The organism is Mycobacterium sp. 3-98 (genome assembly GCF_035918355.1).
In the GTDB taxonomy this organism is placed as follows: Bacteria; Actinomycetota; Actinomycetes; order Mycobacteriales; family Mycobacteriaceae; genus Mycobacterium; species Mycobacterium intracellulare.
On record NZ_CP142360.1, the window covers coordinates 3,056,145 to 3,080,811 of the forward strand.

General features: G+C 69.2%; 20 protein-coding genes and 2 riboswitches. Of the genes, 7 read left to right on the forward strand and 13 right to left on the reverse strand.

The window, feature by feature from the left end:
* The first annotated feature begins 10 nt into the window (after nucleotides 1-10).
* From gcvH to gcvP, 6 genes are all read left to right on the forward strand, one after another.
* Complete coding sequence (gene gcvH / locus QGN30_RS14500; protein ID WP_008256987.1) at nucleotides 11-409, forward strand: glycine cleavage system protein GcvH; 399 nt, start codon at nucleotides 11-13, stop codon at nucleotides 407-409.
* Between the two features lie 238 nt (nucleotides 410-647).
* Complete coding sequence (gene garA / locus QGN30_RS14505) at nucleotides 648-1,121, forward strand: glycogen accumulation regulator GarA (RefSeq protein ID WP_014382626.1); 474 nt, start codon at nucleotides 648-650, stop codon at nucleotides 1,119-1,121.
* Nucleotides 1,121-1,870 carry a transcriptional regulator FtsR gene (gene ftsR, locus QGN30_RS14510; protein ID WP_248923097.1) on the forward strand — a complete coding sequence of 250 codons (750 nt, stop codon included), beginning with the start codon at nucleotides 1,121-1,123 and terminating at the stop codon, nucleotides 1,868-1,870. Before garA ends, ftsR begins: the two co-directional genes overlap by 1 nt.
* 111 nt (nucleotides 1,871-1,981) lie before the next feature.
* Nucleotides 1,982-2,476 (forward strand): bifunctional nuclease family protein, encoded by a 495-nt coding sequence (locus tag QGN30_RS14515; RefSeq protein WP_008256980.1) that lies wholly within the window; start codon nucleotides 1,982-1,984, stop codon nucleotides 2,474-2,476.
* A 255-nt stretch (nucleotides 2,477-2,731) separates the two neighbouring features.
* The gene (locus tag QGN30_RS14520) at nucleotides 2,732-3,361 is read left to right on the forward strand and encodes a MerR family transcriptional regulator (RefSeq protein ID WP_008256979.1); all 630 of its coding nucleotides are present in this window, start codon (nucleotides 2,732-2,734) and stop codon (nucleotides 3,359-3,361) included.
* A 61-nt stretch (nucleotides 3,362-3,422) separates the two neighbouring features.
* Nucleotides 3,423-3,520: riboswitch (glycine riboswitch) on the forward strand.
* Nucleotides 3,521-3,647: riboswitch (glycine riboswitch) on the forward strand. It abuts the riboswitch before it with no gap.
* A 52-nt stretch (nucleotides 3,648-3,699) separates the two neighbouring features.
* A complete protein-coding gene (gene gcvP / locus QGN30_RS14525; RefSeq protein ID WP_248923096.1) occupies nucleotides 3,700-6,525 on the forward strand; it encodes an aminomethyl-transferring glycine dehydrogenase in 2,826 nt (941 codons plus the stop codon).
* Between the two features lie 19 nt (nucleotides 6,526-6,544).
* Here gcvP and QGN30_RS14530 read toward each other — a convergent pair whose 3' ends face one another.
* From QGN30_RS14530 to QGN30_RS14560, 7 genes are all read right to left on the reverse strand, one after another.
* A complete protein-coding gene (locus QGN30_RS14530) occupies nucleotides 6,545-7,189 on the reverse strand; it encodes a TetR/AcrR family transcriptional regulator (protein ID WP_248923095.1) in 645 nt (214 codons plus the stop codon).
* A gap of 120 nt (nucleotides 7,190-7,309) precedes the next feature.
* Nucleotides 7,310-8,293, reverse strand: coding sequence for an oxygenase MpaB family protein (locus QGN30_RS14535; RefSeq protein WP_248923094.1), 984 nt, complete (start codon nucleotides 8,291-8,293; stop codon nucleotides 7,310-7,312).
* 31 nt (nucleotides 8,294-8,324) lie between these two features.
* Nucleotides 8,325-9,215 carry an oxygenase MpaB family protein gene (locus tag QGN30_RS14540; protein WP_248923093.1) on the reverse strand — a complete coding sequence of 297 codons (891 nt, stop codon included), beginning with the start codon at nucleotides 9,213-9,215 and terminating at the stop codon, nucleotides 8,325-8,327.
* A gap of 350 nt (nucleotides 9,216-9,565) precedes the next feature.
* Complete coding sequence (locus tag QGN30_RS14545; protein WP_014382621.1) at nucleotides 9,566-11,689, reverse strand: substrate-binding domain-containing protein; 2,124 nt, start codon at nucleotides 11,687-11,689, stop codon at nucleotides 9,566-9,568.
* A 103-nt stretch (nucleotides 11,690-11,792) separates the two neighbouring features.
* On the reverse strand, nucleotides 11,793-13,988 hold the full coding sequence (locus QGN30_RS14550; protein WP_008256964.1) for a malate synthase G: 2,196 nt from the start codon (nucleotides 13,986-13,988) through the stop codon (nucleotides 11,793-11,795).
* Between the two features lie 312 nt (nucleotides 13,989-14,300).
* Nucleotides 14,301-15,341: a hemolysin family protein gene (locus tag QGN30_RS14555; RefSeq protein ID WP_008256962.1), complete on the reverse strand. Its 1,041-nt coding sequence runs from the start codon at nucleotides 15,339-15,341 to the stop codon at nucleotides 14,301-14,303.
* Nucleotides 15,338-16,708, reverse strand: coding sequence for a hemolysin family protein (locus QGN30_RS14560; RefSeq protein ID WP_009954823.1), 1,371 nt, complete (start codon nucleotides 16,706-16,708; stop codon nucleotides 15,338-15,340). The genes QGN30_RS14555 and QGN30_RS14560 overlap by 4 nt, the downstream gene beginning before the upstream one ends.
* A 311-nt stretch (nucleotides 16,709-17,019) precedes the next feature.
* On the opposite strand from QGN30_RS14560, the gene QGN30_RS14565 reads away from it, so the two are divergent.
* A complete protein-coding gene (locus QGN30_RS14565; RefSeq protein WP_095562731.1) occupies nucleotides 17,020-17,643 on the forward strand; it encodes a GNAT family N-acetyltransferase in 624 nt (207 codons plus the stop codon).
* Here the strand turns inward: QGN30_RS14565 and mbtN are convergent.
* The 6 genes from mbtN to QGN30_RS14595 form a co-directional block, all read right to left on the reverse strand.
* Nucleotides 17,610-18,776, reverse strand: a complete 1,167-nt coding sequence (mbtN, locus tag QGN30_RS14570) for a mycobactin biosynthesis acyl-ACP dehydrogenase MbtN (RefSeq protein ID WP_198347125.1) — start codon at nucleotides 18,774-18,776, stop codon at nucleotides 17,610-17,612. The genes QGN30_RS14565 and mbtN overlap by 34 nt on opposite strands.
* Nucleotides 18,777-18,785: 9 nt before the next feature.
* Nucleotides 18,786-20,354 carry a long-chain-fatty acid--ACP ligase MbtM gene (gene mbtM, locus QGN30_RS14575; protein ID WP_248913336.1) on the reverse strand — a complete coding sequence of 523 codons (1,569 nt, stop codon included), beginning with the start codon at nucleotides 20,352-20,354 and terminating at the stop codon, nucleotides 18,786-18,788.
* Entirely contained in the window at nucleotides 20,347-20,601 is a 255-nt protein-coding gene (locus QGN30_RS14580) for an acyl carrier protein (protein WP_008256950.1), read from the reverse strand. Before QGN30_RS14580 ends, mbtM begins: the two co-directional genes overlap by 8 nt.
* Before the next feature lie 54 nt (nucleotides 20,602-20,655).
* Nucleotides 20,656-22,092 (reverse strand): GuaB1 family IMP dehydrogenase-related protein, encoded by a 1,437-nt coding sequence (locus tag QGN30_RS14585; RefSeq protein ID WP_014380175.1) that lies wholly within the window; start codon nucleotides 22,090-22,092, stop codon nucleotides 20,656-20,658.
* Nucleotides 22,093-22,131: 39 nt separating this feature from the next.
* Complete coding sequence (gene gndA / locus QGN30_RS14590; RefSeq protein ID WP_009956145.1) at nucleotides 22,132-23,601, reverse strand: NADP-dependent phosphogluconate dehydrogenase; 1,470 nt, start codon at nucleotides 23,599-23,601, stop codon at nucleotides 22,132-22,134.
* Between the two features lie 101 nt (nucleotides 23,602-23,702).
* Nucleotides 23,703-24,653 carry a M56 family metallopeptidase gene (locus tag QGN30_RS14595; protein ID WP_008256947.1) on the reverse strand — a complete coding sequence of 317 codons (951 nt, stop codon included), beginning with the start codon at nucleotides 24,651-24,653 and terminating at the stop codon, nucleotides 23,703-23,705.
* Nucleotides 24,654-24,667: the final 14 nt, after the last annotated feature.

Below are 24,667 nucleotides of genomic sequence, written 5' to 3' on the forward strand. Positions count from 1 at the left end.
AGGATCACTCGTGAGCGATATCCCGCCCGATCTGCGCTACACCGCCGAACACGAATGGGTTCGTCGAAGCGGCGATGACACACTGCGGGTGGGCATCACCGACTTTGCACAGTCGGCGTTGGGCGATGTCGTGTTCGTTCAGCTGCCCGACGTGGGCGCGGAGCTGACCGCCGGTGAATCCTTCGGCGAGGTCGAATCGACGAAATCGGTGTCGGACCTGTACGCCCCGGTCTCGGGCAAAGTGTCGGCCGTCAACACCGATCTGGAAGGGAGCCCGCAACTGGTCAACTCCGATCCGTACGGGGCCGGGTGGTTGCTGGATGTGCAGGTATCCGACGTCGCCGAAGTGGAGTCCGCCATTTCGTCGTTGCTCGACGCGGAGGCCTACCGCGGAACGCTGACCGAATGACGATTGCTAATGTCCCTGCAGCCTCGCACGGCGAGGCCGACGGTGCAGCCGGCACGTGGGGGAACCGACGTTTCGGATCGCCAAGTGGTGGGCGCATTGCAGGCCGGTGCGCGGTACCGTCGACAGATCTACCTTTTGAAGACCGGCATACCGGGCAACAAGACCTGGTGCGGAGGCCGGCCGAGCGGCCCGGACAGACAACGCCACAGCGGCCAGTGAGGAGCAGCGCGTGACGGACATGGACTCAGGAAGTCAGCAAGACCAGAATTCGGACGAAGTCACGGTAGAGACGACCTCTGTCTTTCGCGCCGACTTCCTCAACGAGCTCGACGCACCCGCGCAGGCGGGCACGGAAAGCGCGGTATCCGGGGTCGAGGGACTCCCGGCGGGTTCGGCGCTGCTGGTCGTCAAACGGGGTCCCAACGCGGGATCGCGGTTCCTGCTCGACCAGCCCACCACGTCGGCGGGCCGGCACCCGGACAGCGACATCTTCCTCGACGACGTGACCGTCAGCCGCCGCCACGCCGAATTCAGGTTGGAAAACAACGAATTCAGCGTCGTCGACGTTGGTAGTCTCAACGGCACTTACGTCAACCGTGAGCCCGTGGACTCCGCGGTGCTGGCCAACGGCGACGAAGTGCAGATCGGCAAGTTCCGCTTGGTGTTTCTGACCGGACCCAAGCAGGGTGAGGATGGAGGATCTTCGGGCTAGTGAGCGCACCCGATAGCTCGGCACTGGCCGGGATGTCGATCGGGGCGGTCCTGGAATTGTTGAGGCCGGACTTCCCCGATGTCACCATCTCCAAGATTCGCTTCTTGGAGGCCGAGGGGCTGGTGACGCCGCAACGGGCCGCGTCGGGTTACCGGAGGTTCACCGCGTACGACTGCGCGCGGTTGCGCTTCATCCTTACCGCGCAGCGTGATCACTACCTGCCGTTGAAGGTCATCCGGGCGCAACTGGACGCCCAGCCCGACGGCGAGCTACCGCCGTTCAAAACCTCCTATGCCGTCCCGCGCCTGGTGTCGGTGAACCGAACCGGGGATGCCGGCGCGGACGCGGGAGCGGACACCTCGGCGGTGGCGGCCACGCACGTCCGGCTGAGCCGCGAAGACCTACTGGCGCGTGCGGGCGTGGACGACGACCTGCTGACGGCCTTGCTCAAGGCCGGCGTCATCACCACCGGGCCCGCGGGTTTCTTCGACGAGCACGCCGTCGTGATCCTGCAATGCGCGCGGGCGCTGTCGGACTACGGCGTCGAGCCGCGGCATCTGCGCGCATTCCGGTCGGCGGCGGACCGGCAGTCGGATTTGATCGCCCAAATCGCCGGGCCGGTAGTCAAAGCCAACAAGGCCGGTGCCCGGGATCGCGCCGACGATTTGGCGCGTGAAGTTGCGGCGCTGGCCATCACGTTGCACACGTCGTTGATCAAATCCGCCGTTCGCGACGTTCTGGATCGCTGAGGACTAGACTTCGGTCGACAGCTTGGTTTCGGCGGTAGGGCGGATTTTTGACCTCGCCGCCGCTGGGAATGCCAATCCAACCGGCGCCACGAATGCGGAGGACAGACACAAATGGGTGAGGTTCGTGTTGTCGGCATTCGCGTAGAGCAGCCGCAAAACCAGCCGGTGTTGTTGCTGCGCGAAACCGACGGTGACCGTTACCTGCCGATCTGGATCGGCCAGTCGGAGGCTGCCGCCATCGCCCTCGAGCAGCAGGGTGTCGAGCCGCCTCGTCCGCTGACGCACGATCTGATCAGGGATGTCATTGCCGCGCTTGGGCATTCGCTCAAAGAGGTGCGGATCGTCGATCTGCAGGAAGGCACTTTCTACGCCGACCTGGTGTTCGACCGCAACATCACCGTGTCGGCGCGGCCCTCGGATTCGGTGGCGATAGCGCTGCGCGTCGGCGTCCCGATCTACGTCGAGGAGCCCGTGCTTGCCCAGGCCGGGTTGCTGATCCCCGACGAGACCGACGAAGAGGGCGGCACCGCCGTCCGCGAGGACGAGGTGGAGAAGTTCAAGGAATTTCTCGACAGCGTGTCTCCCGACGATTTCAAAGCCACCTAGCGCGCTGCGGGCGGATCGCGCTCGACTAGCCTGGTGGGGACATCACGGATCCGTCTCAACTGGCAACGTGATGTCGACACGCTGGCGGATAGCCCGCCCAGTTGGCCCCGGGGCGGCCATACTTTGATCACGACTTCAGGCGCGGCGGCTATCGGAAAGCGTAAGCTCACTAGCACTCGGGCCTGAGCAGACGTGGCTGCGGTGCAGCCAACAACGCAGCTAACGACGAGAGCGCGATCGCGGAGAGGAACCACCGTGAGCGAGCAGCCACGCCAAGAACAGCTCAACCTAGCTGAGCAGGGCACCGACGCGAGTAGCGACCGCAGCATCACCGCGGCCGGCCCCCCCGTGCAGCCCGGCCTGTTCCCGGACGACTCCGTGCCCGACGAACTCGTCGGCTACCGCGGTCCCAGCGCGTGCCAGATCGCCGGCATCACCTACCGGCAGCTGGACTACTGGGCGCGCACCTCGCTGGTGGTCCCGTCGATCCGCAGCGCGGCGGGCTCCGGAAGCCAGCGGCTCTACTCGTTCAAAGACATCCTGGTTCTCAAGATCGTCAAGCGGTTGCTCGACACCGGCATCTCGCTGCACAACATCCGCGTCGCGGTCGACCACCTGCGTCAGCGCGGTGTTCAGGATCTGGCCAACATCACCCTGTTCTCCGACGGCACCACCGTCTACGAGTGCACGTCGGCCGAAGAGGTTGTCGACCTGCTCCAGGGCGGGCAGGGCGTGTTCGGCATCGCCGTGTCCGGCGCCATGCGCGAGCTGACCGGCGTCATCGCCGACTTCCCGGGCGAGCGGGCCGACGGCGGCGAGTCGATCGCCGAACCCGAGGACGAGCTGGCGTCCCGGCGCAAGCACCGCGACCGCAAGATCGGCTGACGGCGCGCCCCGACAGCGCGCGACCGCGCGCACCCGTGGCCGAGTAAACTGGGCCGCGCATCGTATTCGAGCGGGAGAGTTCCGTGACGGCCAGTCACGGACGCCGAAGGAGCAACACCTCTCCGTCAACCTCTCAGGCACCCGGACCGCGCGAAACAATGATGCCTCTGGAAAGCGGTGACGGCCTGGCCGGTCGACACCCGCCGATGGGGAAAGGCGCCCGGGACAAGCATCCGGCGCCGAATCTCTCAGGCGCCCGGCGCAGGGTGAAGACAGAGGGAGAGGGCCGTTCGTCCTCTGCCTCGATCCGTCGTCGCCCGCCTACCCAGGAGTTTCCAGTGCCCGATCAATCCACGTTCGCCGCCCGGCACATCGGCCCGGACAGCCAGGCCGTCGCGGCCATGCTCGCCGTCATCGGTGTCGACTCCCTCGACGAGCTGGCGTCCAAGGCGGTCCCGGCGGGCATCCTGGATCGGCTCGCCGACAACGGCGCCGCGCCGGGACTTGACCGCCTGCCGGCACCGGCCAGTGAGACCGAGGCGCTGGCGGAGTTGCGGGCGTTGGCCGCCGCCAACACGGTGGCCGTGTCCATGATCGGTCAGGGCTACTACGACACGCTCACGCCGCCGGTGTTGTTGCGCAACATCTTGGAGAACCCCGCCTGGTACACGGCGTACACGCCGTATCAGCCGGAGATCAGCCAGGGCCGGCTCGAGGCGCTGCTGAACTTCCAGACGATGGTCGCCGACCTGACCGGCCTGGAGGTCGCCAACGCCTCCATGCTCGACGAGGGGACCGCCGCCGCCGAGGCCATGACGCTGATGCACCGCGCGGCCCGCGGCAAAACCAACCGGCTGGCCGTCGACGCCGACGTCTTCGCCCAGACCGCGGCCATTCTGGCCACCCGCGCCAAGCCGCTGGGCATCGAGCTCGTCACCGCCGACCTGCGGAAGGGCCTGCCCGACGGCGACTTCTTCGGCGTCGTCGCCCAGCTGCCCGGCGCCGGCGGCCGGGTCACCGACTGGACGGCTCTGGTCCAGCAGGCCCACGACCGCGGCGCGCTGGTCGCGATCGGCGCCGACCTGCTCGCGTGCACGCTGATCACGCCTCCCGGTGAGATCGGCGCCGACGTCGCCTTCGGTACCACCCAAAGATTCGGTGTGCCAATGGGATTCGGCGGACCGCACGCCGGCTACCTGGCCGTGCACGCCAACCACGCGCGCCAACTGCCCGGCCGGCTGGTGGGGGTCTCGCTGGACGCCGACGGCAACCCGGCCTACCGGCTGGCGCTGCAGACCCGCGAGCAGCACATCCGCCGCGACAAGGCGACCAGCAACATCTGCACCGCGCAGGTGCTGCTGGCGGTCATGGCCGCGATGTACGCCAGCTACCACGGCGCCGAGGGGCTGACGGCGATCGCGCGCCGCGTGCACGCTCACGCCGAGGCGATCGCCGCCGCGCTCGGTGATGCGCTGGTGCACGACAAGTACTTCGACACCGTGCTGGCCCGCGTGCCGGGCCGCGCCGCCGAGGTGATCGCCGCGGCCAAAGCCAAGGGCATCAACCTGTGGCGCGTCGACGACGACCACGTGTCGGTGGCCTGCGACGAGGTCACCACCGACGAACACGTCGCCGCGGTGCTCGAGGCCTTCGGGGTGCAACCGGCCGAGCCGGTGTGCGCCGGCATCATTACCCGCACCTCGGAGTTCCTGACCCATCCCGCCTTCACCCAGTACCGCACCGAGACGGCGATGATGCGCTACCTGCGCACCCTGGCGGACAAAGATATCGCCTTGGACCGCAGCATGATTCCGCTCGGCTCCTGCACGATGAAGCTCAACGCGGCCGCCGAGATGGAGCCGATCACCTGGCCCGAATTCGCCCGCCAGCATCCGTTCGCGCCGGCCTCCGACACCCCCGGGCTGCGGCGTCTGATCGCCGACCTGGAGACCTGGCTGGTGCATATCACCGGCTACGACGCCGTCTCGCTGCAACCCAACGCCGGCTCGCAGGGCGAATACGCCGGCCTGCTGGCCATCCACGACTACCACGCCAGCCGCGGCGAACCGCACCGCGACATCTGCCTGATCCCGTCGAGCGCGCACGGCACCAACGCGGCGTCGGCGGCGCTGGCCGGGATGCGGGTGGTGGTGGTGGCCTGCCACTCCAACGGCGACGTGGACCTCGACGACCTGCGCGCCAAGGTGGCCGAACACGGGGAACGGCTGTCGACCCTGATGATCACCTACCCGTCCACGCACGGCGTCTACGAGCACGACATCGCCGACATCTGTGCCGCCGTGCACGACGCGGGGGGCCAGGTCTACGTGGACGGCGCCAACCTCAACGCGCTGGTCGGCCTGGCGCGGCCGGGGAAGTTCGGCGGCGACGTCAGCCACCTGAACCTGCACAAGACGTTCTGCATTCCGCACGGGGGCGGCGGGCCGGGCGTCGGGCCGGTGGCCGTGCGTTCGCATCTGGCGGCGTTCCTGCCGGGGCACCCGCACGCCCCCGAGCTGCCCCACGGGCATCCGGTGTCCTCAGCGCCGTACGGGTCCGCCTCGATCCTGCCGATCAGCTGGGCCTACATCCGGATGATGGGCGCCGAGGGCCTGCGCGCGGCGTCGCTGACCGCGATCACCTCGGCCAACTACATCGCCCGTCGCCTCGACGAGTACTTCCCGGTGCTCTACACCGGCGAGAACGGCATGGTGGCCCACGAGTGCATCCTGGACCTGCGCGGCATCACCAAAGACACCGGCGTGACCGTCGACGACGTCGCAAAGCGCCTGGCGGACTACGGCTTTCACGCGCCCACGATGAGCTTCCCCGTGGCCGGCACGCTGATGGTGGAACCCACCGAGAGCGAGACCCTGACCGAAGTCGACGCCTTCTGCGAGGCCATGATCGCGATTCGCCGCGAGATCGATCGGGTGGGTGCGGGGGAGTGGTCCGTCGACGACAACCCGCTGCGCGGCGCCCCGCACACGGCCGAGTGCCTGGTCATCGGCGAGTGGGACCATCCGTACACCCGCGAAGAGGCCGCCTATCCGCTGGGCAAGGACTTCCGGCCCAAGGTGTGGCCGCCGGTGCGCCGCATCGACGGCGCCTACGGCGACCGCAACCTGGTCTGCTCGTGCCCGCCCGTGGAGGCGTTCGCCTGACGGCGGGGTCGGTGCGGGATCACCCCGGCGTTCGCGCCGGGGCCCGCAACGCCAGCGGCACCAGGTATCGGCGGGCGAAGTCGCGGGATTCGTTCGGGTTGTAGATCGGGATGACGGACTCGGGCGTCTTGATCAGCGAAATGATCAGGCGCCCGATCATCTCCCCGACGATCTCGGTGTCCAGGTCGGCGGCCAGTTCGCCACGCTCCTGCCAGCGGCGCAGCCACGTCGCGATGTAGCCGCGCGTCATGGCGATCAGGTGCTCGTCGGTCAGGTAGGCGGACAGCTCCCCGGCGGCGGGCGATTCGCGGATGCTTCGGGTCAACAACTTGGGGGCGGAGGCCTCGTGCACGAACGCGGCGAAGACTTCGGCGATCCCTTCTTCCGGTGATCCCGCGCGACCCGCGACCTCGGAGACCAGCGTGCTCAGCCGCAGCGATTCGTCCATGATGGTCAGCCGCACCAGGTTTCGCTTGTGCCGAAACCGGCGGTAGACGGTGGCGACGCCGACACCGGCGGTGTCGGCGATGTCCTGCATGGTGGTGTTGGAGAATCCGCGCTCGGTGAAGCAGGTGCGTGCCGCGGTGACGATCGTGCGGGCGGTCGGATCGAGGCTGGCCAGGCCGTCGGGCAGCGCGCCGAGCAGCATCGCGGGGTCTGACATCTGCCCTCCAGCCGGTTGGGGTATCAGGTCAATTCTGCGCTCCATCAGCGTATTCACCCGCATTCGCGGCGCGCCGGTGCGGGTGCGCCGTCACCACCGCGAGAAAGCCGGGCTTGCGGGTCAATTCCGCTCGGGCGCCGCGAAGGAATCCAGCAGCACCGAACGGTAGCGGTCGCGGAGCCGCTCGTATTGGTAGCGGTTGTAGGCCAGGGGTTCCAACGTCAGCCGGCGCGGCAACCATCGCCAGCCCAGCTGCAACGCGGCGACGTAGACGACGAACTCGACCTGCTCGCGGGCGCCCCACCGCACCTTGAGCAGCCGGCGCATCGTGGGGTGGGCGACGGCGGCCGAACACACGACCACCGGGCGCGATGCCAGCGCGGTCAGCACCGGCCAGACCACTTGCAGCACGGGCCGCAGTTGCCGGGAAACCAGCAGCTTCGGGATCGGCGGGGCGACGAAGCTGCGATTGGCGAATTGGAGAAACTCGTTGTCGGCCAAGTCTTTTGCCGCGACGGCGTCGTAATGTTCGAGCATGTCGTGCAGGGTCGCCGGCAGCTTCCCCTGCTTGCTGGGCAGCTCCAGAAACTGTAGTTCCGAACGCAGGGTCTGATAGACGACCTCTTTCTCGGCGAGGGTGAGGCGACGCCCGCACACCCGCAGATAACCCTGGTACAAGAGGTTGAGACCGCTCACGGCCACCCAGGTCCACAGCTCGGGGTTAAGCGCGCTGTAGCGCGTGTCGCTGAACGAGTCCTTTCCCGCGCCGCGGACGTCGCGGTGCAACCGTTTGAGATCGTCCCGCGACGCCTTCACGTCCGAGCTGTCGCCGAAGGCGGCGAGGGCGGTGAACGCCGCACTGCGGATCCCACGGTCGGTGAAGTTGTCGGCGAAGCGTCCGCTGCGGTCCACCGCGGCCGCGATTTCGCGATGCGCGACCTGGTCGAGGGCCAGGCGGCCGAACGCCGCGGCCAGCGGCGACCCGGCGAACCACCTGACGTCGTCGGCCAGCGCCCGGTGCGCGGAATTCCATTCCGCTTCGGGGGGCACGAACGTCGCCGCGGAAGCGTTGCCGCGCCGGTCGATTCGGCTTGTCGTCGTCATCCCGTTCCTCCTTGTGCGCGTCGGTGGGCCGTCACACGACGGTCGCCCCGATCCGGTGCCGAAAACGCATGTCCCACACCACCGCCTGCACGCCGAGGCGCGTCAAGAACCGCGGCGTGAACAGGTCCAGGACCCCGAGGAGGCGCTGCCAGCGGTCGAACCGGCGTTGCTGCGCGGCCGTCCAGCCGAACCCGAGCTTTTCGCGCAGCTGCGGCGGCAGGTACCCCAGCGTCATGAAGAGGTTCCACCCGCCGAACAGCGCCGAGACGGGGGCGGGCAGAAAATCCAGGCGCGCGATGCCGATCAGGTAGCTGCGCATGCGGTCGTCGAAGTCGAGCCGGTCGAGTTGCTCCTGCCAGTACCGGTCTGCGGCTTCGCGGTCGGCGGGCCACATTTCCGGCGGCACCTGCAATGTGGTGGCGAACACCGACGCCGCCCGGTGGATGGTGTCGGGGTCGCGTCGGGAACGGCCGCCCCGCAGCCTGCGGGTGTCCTCGAACACCGCGGCCATGCAGGAGGCGACCCACAGCTGTAACTGCGGGTCGAAGGCGTTGTAGCGCACCGGGCTTTGCGGGCCGGAGCGCACCTGGGCGTGTGCGGCGTTGACGGCCTCCCGGTACACACGGCGGTCCCGCGCGTTGCCGGCGATGGCCACCGCGATGTAGGTGAAGGTGGTGCGGGCGCGTTTGAACGGATGCTTGTACAGGTTGCCGCTGTCCACCTTGCTTTCCATCACGCCATAGGCCACACCGGAATTCGCCAGCTGCATCACGACGTTCGCCGCGCCGTAGGCGGGGGACAGCCACGGCGATATCTCCTCGGCGAGAAACGAGGTGTCGGCGGAATCCGTGTCCGCCCGCCGGTCGCGCCGCTCGGGTCCGGCCGGGACGTCCTCCGGGTCGGTGGGCAGGGGCTGGGCCATGGGGTGCCTTCCTGGGTTGGCCAACGGCTCAACGAGATTCGGTGCGGTGTGCGAAGGGGAGGCGGGCGCGCCCGGGTGCCGCGCGGCCGCCGAGCAGGGCGCGCCAGGCGCTCCCGCGTCGCCGGGTCGCCGAAGGGGGTCCGGTCGGGCGCAAGGCCGGTGTCGCGGCGGCGTCCAGCGGTGCAGAGGACATCGTTGCGCTACGTCTTCCTGGATCAACGTTGATAGAAAGAACGGTTTGTTCTATCACGAGTGTGGCACAGCCGACCGCGATTGGATAGACGGTGTCCGAATTTTCCGGTTTTCCGTGCACGACGCCGTCGGCCACATCGTGACCGACGCCGGGCCGGCTAGCCCAGGAAGGCGTTGACCGCCGTCGCGAGCTCGGGGGACGCCGACGTCGCGATGTTCTGGTAGCTGCCGCCGCTGAGCTGGGCGACGGCTTCCCACGTCGATCGGTCCGGATCGGCCCCGAAATCGATGACGTTCACCGCGATCGGCTTGGCCGGGTCGGCGCTCTTGCGGATGAAATCCTGTAGCCCCGGACCGTCCAGGGTTTGGTCGGTGTGGGGTCCGGAGGTGATCACTAGAAGCGAATTGGCTTGGCCCGCATGGTAATTGGCCTGCATGTCTTGGTAGATCATGCGCAGCGTGGTGAACGACACCGCGCCGCCGCCCGAGGAGTACTGCTTGTCCAGGGCGGCCAATAGTGCGGCCGAGCGTGGCTGGCCGCTGGAGCCGCCGACGGGATCGGCCAACGGGCCGCTGGCCACCTCGGAGCGGCCCTCGTGACCGTCGAAGGTCCACAGGCCGACGACGGCGCTGGCGGGCAGGGCCTTGATCCGGTCCTGAAGCGCCGCAATCACGTTCGCCAGCCGGGACTTCGCGCCTTCCTGGCCGGGCATCGACTGGTCGAGCATGATCGTCGTGGCCTGCCCGGTCGATGGCGCGGCCATGGCCTCGGCAAGGGTGGCGCGCATCGGGTCGTCGCCGACGGTCAGCGTGGACGGCAGCGTCGGGAAGGTGGTCACCGGGCTGCTGGGGGTTTTGACCCCGTTGACCCGGAAGCCCGCCTTCGCCAGCTTGGCCAGCTGATCGGGCTTGTGCATGAAGCGGGAGAACTCGCTGGCCGCCGTGGCCTGTTCGCGCGTGAGCCACGAACCGCTGAGCAGCACGGTGGGATAGTCGGCCACCGGCGCGGGACCCGGCGGCAGCCAGGAAGCCAAGGCGCTCTTGGCATCTGGGAGCGATTGGCCACGCTGGAATAGCTGCTGTTCGGTGGTGATCACGGCGTGCACCGGCGCGGTCGCCGGGTCACCGGGCTTCAGCAGCGTGTTCATCGCCTCGGTCAACGAGTTGTCGGCGAGCTTGGGTTGCGCGCTCAACAGGGAGCGCACCGCGGCGGTGCCCTGGGGCACCGGGGCGCCGGGCGGTACGGACGCGGCCGCGACCGCCTCACCGGCAAGAAACGATGCGTCCCCGTTGCCGCCCATCGGCAGCGCCAGTCGCAGCGACCCCCACGCGGGTAAGTTCAACCCCGCCAACGCATTCGGGTTGGTCTGCAGCCCGGGCAGCGCCGCCCAGTTCTGCTTGGCGAGGGCCGGTGCCAGTTCGGGACGCACGGCAAGCACCACCGGGGAGCTGACCAGTGAATGGCTCTCGCTGATCGTCTTCTGAGTCGCGGCTCCCGCCAGCCGGGCGGCGGAGATCGAGCTGCCGGGGATCCACAGCGCCGGCTGGCCGCCCAGTTCCGCCGGCCACTTGCCGATGAAACCGTTGAGCACGGCGTCGGAGTCGGCCGGCTTGACGTTGACCACCATGCAGCGGTCGCCGATCGGTCCGGCCGATTTGTTGTAGCTTTCGGCGAGTTCCTGAACGGACGTGGCGATCGACGGGTCGGCGACGACGGCTACGGTCTCTTGACCGCCGACGCAACGGCCGGCCGCCTTGTGCGACCGCTTGGACAGCACGTCGCCGAAGAAGCTCCACAGGATCACCGATCCCACCACGACGACGACGGCGACCAGCGCGACGATCACCCCGATGCTGACGCCGCGGCGACCGCCCTCGCTGCGATGGCCGCCCCGCCAGTCGGCGAGCCCCCGGTGCCCGCCGCGAAACAGCGAGGGGGATTCGGCCGGCGGCTCCGAACTCGCCGGTCCGCCCTGGCGCGGCGGAAACTCCGGGTACTCGTCGGCCGTGCTGTCAGCGAACGCGTCGCCCGCGGCGTACGGCTCGTCGTCGGCGTAGGGCTCATCGTCGTCGGGATAGTGGCGCTCGTCCGAGTAGTAGTCCTCGTCCGCGTAGTCGTCGTCGGCGTAGTCGTCGTCGGCTTCCGAGTAGTAATCGGCCGCCTCGCCGGCGTCCCGCTGCTGATGTCCTGCGTCGTCACCTCGGGACGGCTCGTCGACCACGTCGTCGCGAGAAGGCTCGTCGAGGGAGTCGTCAGGGTCGGGCGCACTGTGCCTACCCATAGCAGTGCCCGCGGCCTTTCCGTCGTTCCATCCGAATGAACTCGCCGCCGATTTTAGTCATCCGCGGCACTATTACACGTGCGAACCCGATTCCAGCGCAGGCTCAATTCGACTGCGCGGCGCGCGCCTTGGCCTCGCGCCGACGGCGGTGCAGGATCGGCTCGGTGTAGCCGTTGGGCTGCTGCGTTCCGGTCAGGATGAGGTCCTGCGCCGCCAGGAACGCCAGGCTGTCGTCGAAGTTGGGCGCCATCGGCAAATACGCCGCATCCTTGGCGTTTTGCTCGTCCACCAGCGGGGCCATCCGCTCGAGGCTGGCCCGCACGTCCTCCTCGGTGATCACACCGTGGCGCAGCCAGTTCGCCAGCAGCTGACTCGAAATCCGCAGTGTCGCACGGTCTTCCATGAGCGCCACGTCGTGGATGTCGGGCACCTTCGAGCAGCCGACGCCCTGGGCGACCCAGCGCACCACGTAGCCGAGGATGGACTGGCAGTTGTTGTCGACCTCCTCGCGGATCTCCTCGGGAGCCCAGGCCAGTTCCTTGGCCAGCGGGATGGTCAGCAACTCGTCGATGTTGGTGCGCTTCTTGCCCGCCAGCTCCTCCTGCACGGCGCCCACGTCGACGTAGTGGTAGTGCATCGCGTGCAGGGTGGCCGCCGTCGGCGAGGGCACCCACGCGGTGGTGGCTCCGGCCTTGGGCTGGCCGATCTTCTGCTCGACCATGTCGGCCATCAGTTCGGTCATCGCCCACATGCCCTTGCCGATCTGCGCCTTGCCCTTGAACCCGGCGGCCAGGCCGATGTCGACGTTGGCGTCCTCGTAGGCCTTGATCCAGGTGGTGCCCTTCATCGCGCCCTTGCGGATCATCGGACCCGCCTCCATCGAGGTGTGGATCTCGTCGCCGGTGCGGTCGAGGAAGCCGGTGTTGATGAACACCACCCGGTCGGCCGCGGCCTTGATGCAGGCCTTGAGGTTGACGGTGGTGCGCCGCTCCTCGTCCATGATGCCGACCTTGAGGGTGCCCTGCGGCAGCCCGAGGACGTCTTCGACCCGGCTGAACAGCTCGCAGGTGAACGCGACCTCGTCGGGCCCGTGCATCTTGGGCTTGACGATGTAGATGGACCCGGTGCGGCTGTTGGCCAGCGGCCCGTTCGCCTCACTCGTCTTGAGCCCGTGAATCGCGGTCAGCCCGGTGAACAGCGCATCCATGATGCCCTCGAACACCTCGTGACCCTCCGCGTCGATAATCGCGTCGTTGGTCATCAGGTGGCCGACGTTGCGGACGAACAGCAGGCTGCGGCCCGGCAGGGTCAGCTCGCCCTCGCCGTCGGGCGTGGAGTAGGTGCGGTCCTGGTTGAGCACCCGGGTGAAGGTCTTGCCGCCCTTGTCGACGTCCTCGGACAGGTCGCCCTTGTTCAGGCCGAGCCAGTTGCGGTAGCCGAGCACCTTGTCGTCGGCGTCGACGGCGGCCACCGAGTCCTCGAAGTCCATGATCGTGGTCACGGCCGATTCCAGGATCACGTCCTTGATGCCGGCGGCGTCGGTCTTGCCGATCGGCGAGTCCGGATCGATGAGGATCTCGATGTGCAGGCCGTGGTTGACCAGCAGCACCGACCAGCTGGGGGAGCCGAGCTCGCCGGTGTAGCCGGCGAACTTGTCCGGGTCGGCCAGGCCGGCGGAACCGTCGGCGGTCGCGACCTTCAGGCGGCCGTCCTCGACGGACAGACCGGTCGCGTCGGCCCACGAGCCGGATTCCAGCGGCACGGCCTCGTCCAGGAATTTGCGCGCGTAGGCGATGACCTTGTCGCCACGCACCTTGTTGTAGCTCGACCCCTTTTCGGCGCCGTCGTCCTCCGAGATGACGTCGGTGCCGTACAGGGCGTCGTAGAGCGAACCCCACCGGGCGTTGGCGGCGTTCAGCGCGAACCGGGCGTTGAGCACCGGCACCACGAGCTGGGGGCCCGCGGTCGTGGTGATCTCGTCGTCGACGCCCGAGGTGGTGATCGTGAAATCCGCGGGTTCGGGCAGCAGGTAACCGATTTCGGTGAGGAACTCGCGATAGGCGTCGATGTCGAGCGGCTCGATGACCCGCTGCCGGTGCCACTTGTCGATCTGGGCCTGCAGCTCGTCACGCCGGCGCAGCAGATCCTGGTTCTTCGGGGTGAGGTCGGTGACGACCTTGTCCACGCCGGCCCAGAAGCTGTCCGGGTCGATATCGGTGCCGGGCAAGGCCTCTTCGTTCACGAAGTCGTAAAGCACCCGGGCGACGCGCAAGTTCCCCGCCGACACGCGATCAGTCATGATTCTCCTCCGTCATGGGCCGCCCTGGACCCTCCATGGGCCGTCGAGGGACCAGAAAGGCCCAGATTGGCAATGTCATCAGCCTACCGAGCACAGCCTGGCGAGCGTTATTCGCCGACCTGCCACAGCAGGTCAGGACGCGCTGACAGCCCCAAGAATGATGCTGCGGTGGTAACCGGAATCGATGTCCAGCAACGCACATTCCGTGCGCAAGCGGCACTGTGCCCTCCGGCGCCCTCCAGCACTTTCTTAACTGGTAGCCGTGAAAGATCATACGGGCTGCGCGCGGTCGGGCCCGCCGGGCCAGTCTCGCTAGGCCTCGCGCATCGTCCCGACGAAGTCTTCGACCAGGTCTTCCATCGCCACCATGGCCACCACGGCGCCGATCTCGTCGATGACCAGCGCCAGGTGGCTGTTGCTGCGGCGCAGCCGCGACAACGCCTCGGCCAGCGGCAGCGACCTCGGCAGTCCCGGCAGGGGCCGCACCTTTGCCAGATCGATCACCGTCTCGGGATCGTCGTCGAGCGTCAGCACGTCCTTGATGTGGAGGTAACCGACGAAGCTGCCGTCGACGTTTGCCACCGGGAAGCGGGAGTAGCCGCTCTGGGCCAGGGCTTCCTCGACCGCTGCGACCGTCGGGCCCTTGCCGGCGCCGGCCACCGGCACCGCGCGCACCCCGGACAGGGGCACCGCGACGTCGCCGACCACCCGGTGGCGGATCTGCAGCGCACGCGCCAGCCGGGTGCCCTCCTCCTGGTCCAGCAGCCCCTCGGACGCGGACTCGGCGATCATGGCGCTCAGCTCGCCGGGGGAGACCGTGATCTCCAGCTCCTCCTTGCGCTCGACCCCGAGCGCGCGCACCACCACGCTGGCGCACTTGTCGTAGAACACGATGAACGGCCGGGCCGCCCGCACGTAGGCCAGGTACGGCGGGACCAGCAGCATGGCCGTGCGCTCCGGACCGGCCAGCGCAATGTTCTTGGGCACCATCTCGCCCAACAGCACGTGCAGCGTCACCACGATGACCAGAGCGAGCGCCAACGACAGCGTGTGCAGCAGCGCCGGGTGAATCGCGGTCAGCCCGAGCCCCGTTCGCAGCAGGTCCGAGACCGCCGACTCACCGATCCGGCCGAGCAGCAGCGACGCGGCCGTGACGCCCAGCTGCGCGCCGGCCAGCATGGACGGCAGCTGCTCCCCGGCGCGGATCACCGTGACGGCGGCGGCTCTGCCCTGTTCCGCCAGCGCTTCGAGGCGGTCGCGCCGCGCCGAGATGAGCGAGAACTCGGCCCCGACGAAGTACGCGTTGACCGCGATCAGCAGGCACGCCAGCAGCACGCCCATGGTGTCGCTCATCGGTGTGCCTCCGGCGCGGGAATGTCGCCGTGACCGCTCAGTTCGGTCAATTCGAGCAAGTCGATCCGGCGGCCGTCCATCCGGATGACCCGCGCCTGCCAGCGCGTCACCGCGTCCAGCAAGCCGTCGGCGTCCAGGCCGGGAAGCTTCACCGTGTCACCGGCCGCCGGGATGTGACCGATCTCGCGCAGCACCAATCCGCCGATCGTCTCGTAGGGGCCCTCGGGCGCCCGGAATCCGGTGGCGGCGGCCACCTCGTCGATGCGCAACAGGCCCGACACCCGCCAGCCGGTGCCGGCGGGCACCACGTCGGGCGTGGCGTCGTCGTGTTCGTCGCGGACATCGCCCACGATCTCTTCGATCAGGTCCTCGAGGGTCACCATGCCCGCGGTGCCGCCGTATTCGTCGACGACGAGTGCGGTTTGCAAACTGTTGGCCCGGATCTCGGCCATCACCGCGTCCCCGTCGAGGGTGGAGGGCACCACCGCGACGGGTTGCGCCACCGTGGTCAGCAGCGTGCGCCCGCGGTCGGCGCGCGGGATCGCGAACACCTGTTTGACGTGCACGATGCCGACGGTCTCATCGAGGTCGCCGTCGACGATGGGGAAGCGGGAGAACCCGGACTCGGCGGCCGCGGTCACCAGGTCGGCGACCGTGTCGTCGGTCTGCAGCGCCACGATCTTGGAGCGGGGCGTCATCAACTCCTCGGCGCTCAGCGTGCCGAACTGCAACGATCGCCGCACCAGCGCCGCCGTCGAGGCGTCCAGGGCGCCGCTGCGCGCCGACGAACGCACGAGCGACAACAGCTCTTGCGGGGACCGTGCGGACCGCAACTCCTCGGCGGGCTCGATGCCCAACCGGCGCACGATCCAGTTCGCCGCGCCGTTGGTCAATCGGATCGCCGGGGTCAACAGCAGCGAGAACAGCACCTGAGCCCCCACTACGGCGCGCGCGGTCGACAGCGGCCGCGCCACCGCCAGGTATTTGGGGACGAGCTCACCGAACACCATCGACACCGACGTCACGATCACCAGCACCAGCGCGGCCATGATCGCGTCGCCGACCCGGTCGGGGATGCCGAGCGCGTCCAGCCAGGGGTGAGGCAGGTCCTCGACCATCGGATCGGTCAGGTAACCGGCCGCCAGCGTCGTGACGGAGATCCCGAGCTGCGCGCCCGACAACTGAAACGACAGCCGCTGGTGCGCGCGGCGGATCCAGCGGTCGCGGCGGCCGCCGCCGCGGGCGTTTGCCTCCACGGCGCTGCGGTCCAGGGTGGTCAACGAGAATTCGGCGGCGACGAAGACGGCGTTGCCGAAGATCAGCACCGCGATCGCCACAATGCTGATCACGGTGACGGTGACGTTCATGAATTACGCCGCCCGCGGGTCGACGGTGGTGGGCCGGTGACCGGGGGAGGCTCCGCATCGGGCGGCTCGTCCGACGGCCCGTGCGCCGGCAAGCCGATGGCCTGCGCGGGTGCCTGCGGCACGTCGATCCTTTCGCTGCCTGGTGACCGAGCGGACGCGGTTGCTTCCGTCTTTGCTGCCTAATGCTAGCCCGGGTGACGGCGCCGCGGCGCCGACCGCTCGCGGCGGCGCCGCGGGTTGGCGCCGGAAACCGCCGCTGACCGGGGGCAACTACGGTATGCCTACCCTTACTCAGGTACGCTCTGCGCACTATGCCCGACGCCCCACCGGACACGCCTGCGGTCCAGATCCTGCCGCGCGAACGCTTCGACATCGCCGACGAGGTCGCACAGATCCCCCGGCCACCCACGCCCGCCCTGGATGCCCCCTTCGGGCTGCGCGCCGCCCAGCTCGAGGACGCGGACATGGTGGCCGAGTGGATGAACCGGCCGCACCTGGCCGAGGCGTGGGAGTACGACTGGCCGACCCCGCGCTGGCGGCAGCACCTGGATGCCCAACTCGAGGGCACCTACTCCCTGCCGTTGATCGGGAGTGTACGCGGCAGGGATATCGCCTACCTCGAACTGTATTGGGGCGCAAAGGATCTGATCTCACACTATTACGACGCCGAGCCGTACGATCTGGGGCTGCACGCCGCCATCGCCGACGTGACGCTGGTGAATCGGGGCCTGGGCCCGATGCTGTTGCCCCGGATCGTGGCCAGTGCCTTTTCGGCGGAGCCGCGGTGCCGCCGGATCATGTTCGACCCCGATCACCGCAACACCACCGCCCGCAGGCTGTGCGAGTACGTCGGATGTGAGTTCCTCGGCGAGCACGACACGACGAACCGGCGCATGGCGCTCTACGCGCTGGAAGCCCCCACCACCGACGCGTAGCCGGCGTAATCGGGCGCCATTGCGGCGGCGACCAACTCCCACAACACCTCGTCGGTGCCGCCGCCGACGCGGGCGAGCTTCATGTCGCGCCACCACGCGCCCAGCGGCGTCTCGTCGATGAGGTAACCCGCGCCGCCGAAGATGTGCATGCATTCCGACATCACTTCCTCGCCGAGGCGGGCCGCGGTCACCTTGACACCCGCGGCCGCGCGCAGATCCAGCCGGCCCTGTGCCGCGATGCCGAGCAGGCCGTGCCGCAGCAGGTCGACGCGCGCCTGCAGATCCGCCATCCGCAGCCGCAGCGCCTGGTGCTCGAACAACGTGTGGCCGAACTGGCGACGAGTCATCATGCGCGCCAACGTGATCCCGATCGCCCGCTGGCACGACGCCGCGATCTGACCGGCGATCGACATCCGCTCGTGGGCCAGCCCCCAGCTGATGGCCGCCAGCCCGGTGCCGGCCCGCGCGACCAGGGCGTCGGCGGGGACCCAGGTGTCGATGTGCACGGCGGCGGTGTCCAGCGGCCCGGCGCCGACCTTGTTGTAGGGCCGCTGCACGCCGACCTGGGCCGTCGGCAACGCGATCAGCGCGACGTTGCCGTACTTGCTGGACGAGTCGTGGTCGACGCTGCGCGCCACCACCATGATGTGATCGGCGATGGGGGACAACGAGACGAACTTCTTGATCCCGCGGACATCGAAACCCCCGTCCCGAGAGGAGATCTCGGTCTCGACGATCTGCAGGTCGGAGCCGCCGGACTCCTCGGAGGCTCCGATGCACAGCACGGCCTGCCCCCGGATCGCCCGTTCGCAGATGTCCCGCAGGTAGTCGGACTTGCCGAACCGGCGCAGGACGGCGATCGCCGAGTCGTGCAGGCTGACCCCCACCCCGATGCCGGCCGAGGACAACCTGCCCAGGGCGAAGGCGAGCTCGACCAGCTTGCCGACGTCGGGCAGCGCGCCGTCGCCCCATTTTTCGCTGAAGACACCGCGCGCACCGAGGTGTTCGATCAGTTCACGCGGAAACTGTTGGCGCGCTTCGGCTTCCGTCGTCCACGCCAGGACCTGTTCGTTGAACGCGTCGGCCAGCAGGCCACGGTAGCCGTCGAGACTGGCCTGGGTTGTCTCAGGCACTGCCGTCACTTAATCCACCGCCTCTAGGGAGCGCCGCACTTCCAGGCGGCGCAGCTTGCCCGACGACGTCCGGGGCAGCGACCCCGGCGCCATGAAGATGACATCGGAGGGAACGACGCCGCACACGGACGCGACGCGCGCGATGACGTCGGCGCGCGCGCCGGCCTGATCGGCCCCCCGGAATTCGGCGGCAACGATCAGGCCGGGGCGCGCGGAACGTTCGCCGGTGGCCAGCGCCACCACGGCGCCTTCGCGCACCCCGCGGACTCCGGCGGCAACCGTCTCGATCTCGGTCGGGAAGATGTTGCGTCCGGCGATGGTGATGAGCTCCTTGGCCCGGCCGCACACCACCAGGCCGCCGTCGGCGAAGAAGCCGAGATCGCCGGTGGGAAACCAGCTTTCGCGGTCGACGGGGTCGTGCCCCAGGTAGCCGTCCATCATCGACGCGCCGCGGATCTCGATCTCACCGATGTCGCCGTGCGTGTCGTCGCGCGGCGAGATCCGGATCTCGGTGCCTGCGATGGGTTCGCCCAGCATCGCGTGGCGGCGCGAGCCCGCCTCGTCGGTGACGTCGGCGAACCGCAGCCCGGTGCCGGGGGCGGGCACGCTCACCGCGCACGTCGACTCCGCCAGCCCGTAGGACGGGGTGGCGGCGCCGGCGTCGAACCCGAAGGGGCCCATCGCGTCGGCGAAGCGCTCGAATCCCTCGCAGTCGACCGGCTCCCCGCCGTTGATCGCCACCCGCACGGCGCCGAGGTCCACGTCGGAGACCCGGCGGGCGTACCTGCCGACCAGGTTGTAGGCGAAGTTCGGCGCCGCGGTGATCGTCGCGCGGCTTTCCGACAGCCAGCTCAACCAGCGAAACGGCGAGGCGGTGAAAGCCGATGTGGGAGAAAGCCATACCGACATGCCGCCCAGCGACGACGCGAGCAAGAAGGACAGGCCCATGTCGTGGTAGAGCGGCAGCCACGAGCAGCCGACGTCCGCGGGGGTGACCGAGAGGCGGTGATTGAGGCCGCGCAGGTTGGCCAGCACCGCCCGCGGCGACAGCGCGGCGGTCTTGGGCGAGCCGGTCGAGCCCGCCGTGCCCTGCAGGATCGCGGGATTCTCGCGTCGGGCCGGCGGCTCGCCACACGTGCGGCCCGTGCGCGCCGCGGGCCCAACGTCTTCGACGACCATGTCCTCGTCGAGGCCCGCGGGATCGAGCGATTGCAGGCCGTCCAGATAGGAGCCGTGGCTCAGGACGGTGCGCACCCCGATGCCGCGGAAGCGGGTCAGCGTCGCCTCGGCCCACCGCCGGCCCTCGGCGCCGCGCACCGGCCCGGGCAGGATCGAGACGCTCGCGCCCGTCAGCCAGGCACCCTGAATGGCGGCGACGAACTCGACGGTCGGTTCGCCGACCAGCCCCACGGCGGCCGGCCGGCCCCGGTCCAGCAGCCACGCGGCGACGCTCTCGGCCAGCCCGTGCACCTCGGGCCAGGGGTGGCGGTGCCAGGCCGAGGCCTCGCGGTCGAACACCACCAGATCGCTGGTGCCGCCGCGCATCGCGGCCGTCAGCGCCGCGGCCAGCTCACTCATCGCGATGTTTGGCGGCGATCGCGGCCTGCAGGTCGCCGACCGTGTCGCAGTTCAGGAGTTCCTCTTCGGACAGCGAGACACCGAGCCGTTCTTCGATGGCCACCATGCCCACGGCGAAGGCCACCGAATCCAGCCCGACGTCGTCGACCAGTCGGGCGTCGGGGGTCAGGCGGGACGCGTCGACGTTGAGGTCCTCGCGCAGGATGCTCAGCAGCTCGGCGCTGACGGTGGGGGAAGAGGAGGTCATGGCGCAGTAGGTTAGCAGGCCCTATTAGGCAAGGCTAGCCTTACCCTGCGCGTGTCACCACCCCAGCGGGAGCGGATGCCCCTCGGCGAAGCCCGCGGTCGACTGCACCCCGACCACGACCCGCTCATACAGTTCCGCCAGGTTCGCGGCGCCGACATAGGTGCAGGTGCTGCGCACCCCGGAGGTGATGTGATCGAGCAGATCCTCGACACCGCCGCGGGCGGGGTCCAGCCCCATCCGCGACGTCGAAATGCCCTCCTCGAACAACGCTTTGCGGGCCCGGTCGAAGGGGGTGTCGGCGCCGCTGCGGGCGACCACGGCCCGCTTGGACGCCATGCCGTAGCTCTCCTTGTACGGTTGGTCCTCGCGGTCGCGCATCAGGTCGCCGGGCGACTCGTAGGTGCCGGCGAACCATGACCCGATCATCACGTTGGACGCGCCCGCGGCCAGTGCCAGCGCCACATCGCGGGGATGGCGGATGCCGCCGTCGGCCCACACGTGCCCGCCCAATTCCCTTGCCGCCGAAGCGCATTCGACGATGGCCGAGAATTGCGGGCGCCCGACCCCGGTCATCATCCGAGTGGTGCACATCGCGCCCGGCCCGACGCCGACCTTGACGATGCTCGCCCCGGCGCCGAGCAGGTCGCGGGTTCCCTCGGCCGAGACCACGTTGCCCGCCGCCAGCGGCACGCCGAGGTCGAGCGACGCGACCGTGTTGATCGCCTCCAGCGTCTTGACCTGATGCCCGTGTGCGGTGTCGATCACCAACAGATCGATCCCGGCCTCGACCAGGGACCGCGCCTTGGCCCCGACGTCGCCGTTGATGCCGACGGCCGCGCCCACCCGCAGCCGGCCGCGCGCGTCGACGGCCGGCGCGTACAGGCCCGCGCGGATGGCGCCGGTGCGGGTCAGCACCCCGGCCAGCGTGCCGTCGGCGTTGGTGACGACCGCGACACCGATCGGGGACTGCTCGAGCAGGTCGAAGATCTTGCGCGGCTCGGTGCCCACCGGGGCGGTGACGAAGTCGGTCATCGCGACGTCGCGCACCCGGGTGAACCGATCGACACCCAGGTAGGACGATTCGCTCACCAACCCCAGCGGACGGCCCTCGAAAGCCACCACGGCGACCCCGTGCGCCCGTTTGTGGATCAGGGCCATCGCATCGGACACCGAGTCGTCGGGCTCGAGCACCACCGGGGTGTCGAGAACCAGGTCGCGGCCCTTGACGAACTCGACCGTCTGCTCGACCGCGGTGATCGGCAGGTCCTGCGGCAGGATCACCAGCCCGCCGCGGCGCGCCACCGTCTCGGCCATCCGCTTGCCGGCCACCGCCGTCATGTTGGCGACGACGACCGGAATCGTCGTACCCGAGCCGTCCGCGGTGGAGAGGTCGACGTCGAACCGCGACGCGACCTCCGAGCGGTTGGGCATGATGAAGACGTCGTTGTAGGTCAAGTCGTATCCGGGCCGGTGCCCGTCGAGGAACCTCATCGCAACGCGAACCCCCTTACGCCCTCCAGTGTGGCCCAGCTAGGCGGGCACTTCGGTGCGGTCGCCGCTCCACAGCGTGTGGAAGCGCTTGTCGGGGTCGTCATCGATGCGGCCGTAGGTGTGCGCGCCGAAGAAGTCCCGCAACCCCTGGGTCAGCGCGGCGGGCAGCCGCTCGGTGCGCAGCGCGTCGTAGTACGACAGCGCCGAGGAGAACCCGGGGATCGGGATGCCCAGCTGGGTGGCGGTCACCACGACACGGCGCCAGCCGTCGATGGCGTCCTCGATGGCGCTGCGGAAGTACGGCGCCACGATCAGCGTCGGCAGGTCGGGGTCCTCGTCGAAGGCGTCCTTGATCCGGTTGAGGAATTTAGCCCGGATGATGCAACCGCCGCGCCAGATGGTGGCCAGGTCGCCGGGCGTGATGCCCCAGTCGTATTCGGCGCTGCCGGCCTGAATCTGGTTGAAGCCCTGGGCATAAGCGATGATCTTCGACGCGTACAGCGCCTGCCGGATGTCCTCGGTGAACTGCTTCGCATCGCCGGGCTTGGTGCCCAAGCCGCCCGATGCCAGCCCGGTGGTGGCCTTGCGCTGGGTCACCGACCCCGACAGCGCGCGCGCGAACACCGCCTCGGCGATGCCGGTGACCGGCACGCCGAGATCCAGGGCCGACTTCACCGTCCAGCGGCCGGTGCCCTTCTGCTCGGCCTCGTCGAGGATCAGGTCGACGAGCGGCTTGCCGGTCTTGGCGTCGGTCTGGCGCAAGACCTGCGCCGTGATCTCGACGAGGAAGCTGTCCAGGTCGCCGGAGTTCCACTCGTCGAACACGTCGGCGATCTCGCCGGCGGTCTTGCCGAGGCCGTCGCGCAGGAGCTGGTAGGCCTCGCCGATCAGCTGCATGTCGGAGTATTCGATGCCGTTGTGCACCATCTTGACGAAGTGCCCGGCCCCGTCGGGACCGATGTGGGTGCAGCACGGCACCCCGTCGACGTGCGCGGAGATCTCCTCGAGCAGCGGGCCCAGCGACTTGTACGACTCGGCCGGGCCGCCGGGCATGATCGACGGCCCGTTGAGCGCGCCCTCCTCTCCGCCGGAGATGCCCGCCCCGACGAAGTGCAGACCGCGCTCGCGCATCGCCTTCTCCCGACGGATGGTGTCGGTGTAGAGCGCGTTGCCGCCGTCGATGATGATGTCGCCTTTTTCCATGGCGTCGGCGAGTTCGTTGATGACGGCGTCGGTGGGATCGCCGGCCTTGACCATGATCAGCACCCGTCGCGGCTTTTCCAGCGCGTCGAGGAACTCGGCGATGGTCTCCGACCGCACGAACTTGCCGTCGCCGCCGTGCTCCTTGAGCAGCGCGTCGGTTTTGGCGATCGACCGGTTGTGCAGCGCCACGGTGTAGCCGTGCCGGGCGAAATTGCGGGCGATGTTCGACCCCATCACGGCCAGGCCCGTGACGCCGATCTGTGCGGTGCCGGTCTTGGAACCCGCCTGGGTGTCCGACGAACTCATGTCTTCGCCTCTCAATCGGGAGAACATTTCGGCAAAAGCTTTCGGTGACACTGTGGCACAGCGCAGGAATGTGCGCCCCGGGTGATCGGCTCTGCGCGACGTCAGAGGTTGAACAGGCGTTCCAGCTCGGTGAGCCAGGGCACGGCGAGCGCGATGGTGGGCACCACGAACACCGCCGCCGCGGCGAGGTAGGCGGCCGCCGCCAGCGCGGCGCTGTTGCCGCGCCCCCCCAGCCGACGCACCCGCAGCACCGTGCTGGGACCGCTCGCCGCCAGCGCGCCCGACGGCGCCCGCCCCGACGCGCAGGCGACCAGCGCCCGGGCCAGGGGAGCGCGGCCGGCGGCACGCACCGCGGCGTCGTCGGCGAGCAACTCGACCAACAGCTGGACGGCGCCCAACGCGTTGGCGCTGCGGACCAGCCGCGGGAAGGCCGCGTGCACCGCGGTGAACGCCTCCAGCACCAGGTCGTGCCGCGCCCGCAGGTGGGCGCGCTCGTGGGTGAGGATGGCCGCGACCTCGGCGTCGGCGAGCGTGCTCAGCGTGCCCTCGCTGACCACCACCCGGCTGCGCACGCCCGGCAGGCAGTAGGCGAGCGGTTGCGGGACATCCAGCACGCGCAGATCGCGGGTGCGGGTGCAGGACTGCGAGAGCGCCGCGTCGTGGCCGACCCCGACCAGGTCGACGACCATCCGGTGGTGGGCCCGGCGCTTCCGATTGGCGATGGCCACCCGGGCGAGGGCGACCATCAATCGGGCGCCGACCAGCACGGTTAACGCGAAAACCCCGATGTATGCCGCCCACAGCGGCCACCCGAGCCGGTCGGCGGCGCCGACGATGCTGGTCGTGGGTCGCCCGTCGGGACCGGGCATGAGCAGCCGGGTGGCGATCGCGATCCCGGCGCTGAACGCCGACAGGACCGCGGCCAGCGCGACGGCCTGCCACAACACCATGGCGGCTCTGGGGGCGCGCAGCGGCCACCGCGCGCGTGCCAACATGGCCGGCACGGGACCGGTCAGTAGCACCGCGAGAATGGTGAAAGCCAGCGCGGACACACTGTTAGTGTCTC